Source organism: Cellulomonas algicola, assembly GCF_019024305.1.
GTDB lineage: Bacteria > Actinomycetota > Actinomycetes > Actinomycetales > Cellulomonadaceae > Cellulomonas > Cellulomonas algicola.
The window spans coordinates 1-5512 of record NZ_JAHKSJ010000044.1; the positions used below are offsets into that span (position 1 = coordinate 1).

Annotated in this window: 3 rRNA genes; all 3 read right to left on the reverse strand. The window is 58.7% G+C overall.

The features are described 5' to 3' along the window. Nucleotides 1-48 precede the first annotated feature (48 nt). A 5S ribosomal RNA gene (gene rrf, locus KOV94_RS20365) occupies nt 49-165 on the reverse strand. Between the two features lie 73 nt (nt 166-238). Beyond that, nucleotides 239-3343, reverse strand: a 23S ribosomal RNA gene (locus KOV94_RS20370). Nucleotides 3344-3772: 429 nt separating this feature from the next. Further along, nucleotides 3773-5292: ribosomal RNA gene (locus KOV94_RS20375) — 16S ribosomal RNA — on the reverse strand. The 16S, 23S and 5S rRNA genes sit together here, the layout of an rRNA operon. Nucleotides 5293-5512: the final 220 nt, after the last annotated feature.

Genomic DNA, 5512 nt, shown 5'->3' on the forward strand with positions numbered 1-5512 from the left:
GAAACAGAAAGAGCCACCCCATTGCTGGGGTGGCTCTTTCTGAATGGTGTCCGGCGGCGTCCTACTCTCCCACACCCTGGCGAGTGCAGTACCATCGGCGCTGAAGGGCTTAGCTTCCGGGTTCGGAATGGGACCGGGCGTTTCCCCTTCGCTATGACCGCCGTAACGTTGTCGAGTTGTCAAACGGGTTCCCGTTCGTCTCTCGGGAACCGCACAGTGGACGCGTAGCAATGAATGGGTGGTGAAGTTGTCGGCTTATTAGTACCGGTCAGCTGCGAGGGTCGTTGGTCCCCTCTTCCACATCCGGCCTATCAACCCCGTGGTCTAGCGGGGTGCCTCTCGGGACGAGTCCCGTGGAAACCTCATCTTGAAGCAGGCTTCCCGCTTAGATGCTTTCAGCGGTTATCCCTTCCGAACGTAGCCAACCAGCCGTGCTCCTGGCGGAACAACTGGCACACCAGAGGTTCGTCCGTCCCGGTCCTCTCGTACTAGGGACAGCCCTTCTCAAGTTTCCTGCGCGCGCAGCGGATAGGGACCGAACTGTCTCACGACGTTCTAAACCCAGCTCGCGTACCGCTTTAATGGGCGAACAGCCCAACCCTTGGGACCTACTCCAGCCCCAGGATGCGACGAGCCGACATCGAGGTGCCAAACCATGCCGTCGATATGGACTCTTGGGCAAGATCAGCCTGTTATCCCCGGGGTACCTTTTATCCGTTGAGCGACGGCGCTTCCACAAGCCACCGCCGGATCACTAGTTCCGACTTTCGTCCCTGCTCGACCTGTCAGTCTCACAGTCAAGCTCCCTTGTGCACTTGCACTCGCCACCTGATTGCCAACCAGGCTGAGGGAACCTTTGAGCGCCTCCGTTACATTTTAGGAGGCAACCGCCCCAGTTAAACTACCCACCAGGCACTGTCCCTAGTCCGGATCACGGACCGAGGTTAGATGTCCAGAGCGACCAGAGTGGTATTTCAACGTTGACTCCACCGACACTGGCGTGCCGGCTTCACAGTCTCCCACCTATCCTACACAAGCCGCACCGAACACCAATACCAAGCTATAGTAAAGGTCCCGGGGTCTTTCCGTCCTGCTGCGCGTAACGAGCATCTTTACTCGTAGTGCAATTTCGCCGAGTTCGCGGTTGAGACAGCGGAGAAGTCGTTACGCCATTCGTGCAGGTCGGAACTTACCCGACAAGGAATTTCGCTACCTTAGGATGGTTATAGTTACCACCGCCGTTTACTGGGGCTTAAATTCTGAGCTTCGCCTTGCGGCTGACCCGTCCTCTTAACCTTCCAGCACCGGGCAGGCGTCAGTCCGTATACATCGTCTTGCGACTTCGCACGGACCTGTGTTTTTAGTAAACAGTCGCTTCTCCCTGGTCTCTGCGGCCCTTCACGCTCCCCGAGCAAGTCGGTTCACGCTTCAGGCCCCCCTTCTCCCGAAGTTACGGGGGCATTTTGCCGAGTTCCTTAACCACGATTCTCTCGATCGCCTTGGTATTCTCTACCTGACCACCTGAGTCGGTTTGGGGTACGGGCGGCTAGAACCTCGCGTCGAGGCTTTTCTTGGCAGCATAGGATCACCAGATTCCCGCGTTCGCGGTCACCGTCAGCTCTCAGGCTCGTGAGGTGCGGATTTGCCTACACCTCGCCCTACGACCTTGGACGTGGACTACCATCGCCACGCTTGGCTACCTTCCTGCGTCACCCCTGTTAATACGCTTACCTACTACCGGTTCGGGTCCCGTGCTCCCCGGCCCGGTGCACCCGAAGGTGCGGTGGGCCGGCTCGGACGGTTAGCATCACCGGGCTCGGTATGGGCGGTTCTTCGCCGGTACGGGAATATCAACCCGTTGTCCATCGACTACGCCTGTCGGCCTCGCCTTAGGTCCCGACTTACCCAGGGCGGATTAGCCTGGCCCTGGAACCCTTGGTCATTCGGCGGACGGGTTTCTCACCCGTCATTCGCTACTCATGCCTGCATTCTCACTCGTGTGGCGTCCACCGCTGGGTTACCCCGCGACTTCGCCCGCCACACGACGCTCCCCTACCCATCCACACGACTGAACCACGAAGGCTTGTCGAACGTGTGAATGCCACAGCTTCGGCGGTATGCTTGAGCCCCGCTACATTGTCGGCGCGGAATCACTTGACCAGTGAGCTATTACGCACTCTTTCAAGGGTGGCTGCTTCTAAGCCAACCTCCTGGTTGTCTGTGCAACTCCACATCCTTTCCCACTTAGCATACGCTTAGGGGCCTTAGCTGGTGGTCTGGGCTGTTTCCCTCTCGACTACGGAGCTTATCCCCCGCAGTCTCACTGCCACGCTCTGGCTTACCGGCATTCGGAGTTTGGCTAACGTCAGTAACCTGGTGGGGCCCATCGGCTATCCAGTAGCTCTACCTCCGGCAAGAAACGCGTGACGCTGCACCTAAATGCATTTCGGGGAGAACCAGCTATCACGGAGTTTGATTGGCCTTTCACCCCTAACCACAGGTCATCCCCCAGGTTTTCAACCCTGGTGGGTTCGGGCCTCCACGCGGTCTTACCCGCGCTTCACCCTGCCCATGGCTAGATCACTCCGCTTCGGGTCTAGAGCACGCGACTAAATCGCCCTGTTCGGACTCGCTTTCGCTACGGCTTCCCCACACGGGTTAACCTCGCCACGTACCACTAACTCGCAGGCTCATTCTTCAAAAGGCACGCCGTCACCCCTGCTAGGGAGGCTCCGACGGTTTGTAGGCACACGGTTTCAGGTACTATTTCACTCCCCTCGCGGGGTACTTTTCACCTTTCCCTCACGGTACTTGTCCGCTATCGGTCACTAGGTAGTATTTAGGCTTACACAGTGGTCTGTGCAGATTCACTCCAGGTTTCTCGGGCCCGGAGCTACTTGGGATCCCTCTCGGGAGGCCACGCCATTTCGTCTACGGGGGTACCACCCTCTGTGCCGGGCCTTTCAATGCCCTTCGACTATGACGCGACTTTCTGACTCCCTGCTGGTTCGGCAGAACCAGCTGAAAGGTCCCACAACCCCGCATGCGCAACGCCTGCCGGCTTGAACACGCATACGGTTTGGCCTGATCCGCTTTCGCTCGCCACTACTCACGGAATATCTCTTCCTGCCGGTACTGAGATGTTTCACTTCCCGGCGTTCCCTCCACACACCCTATATATTCAGGTGCGGGTCACACGACATGACTCGTGCGGGGTTTCCCCATTCGGACATCCTCGGATCACGGTTCGTTTGCCAACTCCCCGAGGCTTATCGCAGGCTACCACGTCCTTCTTCGGCTCCTAGTGCCAAGGCATCCACCCTGTGCCCTTATAAACTTGACCACAAAGATCATTCAAAGATGCTCGCGTCCACTGTGCAGTTCTCAAGCTACGACCGGGTGACTCACCTGCAACGTCCGAGCGCCTGCCCACCACACGGTGAGCGGTTCGCCGGACCAGGCGGCCCGCAGGCCGACGCGCACCCACCCACCCGCAGGCGGATCAAGTGCGCGTCCCGACCCCGAGGTCAACAACCGTGACGGCTGTTCCCTCAGGACCCAACAGCGTGCCAGGCCGACCCGATCACCCGGTGTGGATCCCCGTTCCCTCCCCGCAGACGAGCTGCAGGCGTACTAGGAGCCACCGGAACCAAGCCGGCCGTAGTCGATGTTCCACCCTCGAGCACCACCCCCGACGCGTTCGGCCAGGGCGTGGGCCTGGACACCACAAGCACACCCATGACAGGCGGACCCGGTGCCAGATGCTCCTTAGAAAGGAGGTGATCCAGCCGCACCTTCCGGTACGGCTACCTTGTTACGACTTAGTCCCAATCGCCAGTCCCACCTTCGACAGCTCCCTCTCTTACGAGTTGGGCCACTGGCTTCGGGTGTTACCGACTTTCGTGACTTGACGGGCGGTGTGTACAAGGCCCGGGAACGTATTCACCGCAGCGTTGCTGATCTGCGATTACTAGCGACTCCGACTTCATGGGGTCGAGTTGCAGACCCCAATCCGAACTGAGACCGGCTTTTTGGGATTCGCTCCACCTCGCGGTATCGCAGCCCTTTGTACCGGCCATTGTAGCATGCGTGAAGCCCAAGACATAAGGGGCATGATGATTTGACGTCATCCCCACCTTCCTCCGAGTTGACCCCGGCAGTCTCCCATGAGTCCCCGGCATAACCCGCTGGCAACATGGGACGAGGGTTGCGCTCGTTGCGGGACTTAACCCAACATCTCACGACACGAGCTGACGACAACCATGCACCACCTGTACACCGACCTTACGGGGAGCACATCTCTGCACTTTTCCGGTGTATGTCAAGCCTTGGTAAGGTTCTTCGCGTTGCATCGAATTAATCCGCATGCTCCGCCGCTTGTGCGGGCCCCCGTCAATTTCTTTGAGTTTTAGCCTTGCGGCCGTACTCCCCAGGCGGGGCACTTAATGCGTTTGCTGCGGCACAGAGCTCGTGGAATGAGCCCCACACCTAGTGCCCAACGTTTACGGCATGGACTACCAGGGTATCTAATCCTGTTCGCTCCCCATGCTTTCGCTCCTCAGCGTCAGTTGCGGCCCAGTGACCTGCCTTCGCCATCGGTGTTCCTCCTGATATCTGCGCATTCCACCGCTACACCAGGAATTCCAGTCACCCCTACCGCACTCTAGTCTGCCCGTACCCACTGCAAGCCCCAGGTTGAGCCTGAGGTTTTCACAGCAGACGCGACAAACCGCCTACGAGCTCTTTACGCCCAATAATTCCGGACAACGCTTGCGCCCTACGTATTACCGCGGCTGCTGGCACGTAGTTAGCCGGCGCTTCTTCTGCAGGTACCGTCACTTGCGCTTCTTCCCTGCTGAAAGAGGTTTACAACCCGAAGGCCGTCATCCCTCACGTGGCGTCGCTGCATCAGGCTTTCGCCCATTGTGCAATATTCCCCACTGCTGCCTCCCGTAGGAGTCTGGGCCGTGTCTCAGTCCCAGTGTGGCCGGTCGCCCTCTCAGGCCGGCTACCCGTCGTCGCCTTGGTAGGCCATTACCCCACCAACAAGCTGATAGGCCGCGAGCCCATCCCTGACCGAAAAACTTTCCAGAAACCCGGATGCCCGGGCCTCTCATATCCGGTATTAGCGACCGTTTCCGGTCGTTATCCCAGAGTCAGGGGCAGGTTGCTCACGTGTTACTCACCCGTTCGCCACTGATCAGACCAGCAAGCTGGTCGTCACCGTTCGACTTGCATGTGTTAAGCACGCCACCAGCGTTCGTCCTGAGCCAGAATCAAACTCTCCGTAAATGTCTACATGGCACCGACCCACCGAAGCAGGCCAGCAACCGACACACGAAACAGTCCCGAAGGACCAATCAGATTCGGCTGTTCACGAGAAGACCCGTCCACGGGGTGGCACGAGCCCTCTCAATCTCAACCAAGACCCACCACACGAAACCGTGCGATGAACCATCTTGGCATCGACTACTTGGCACACTGTTGAGTTCTCAAGGAACAGACGCGCATC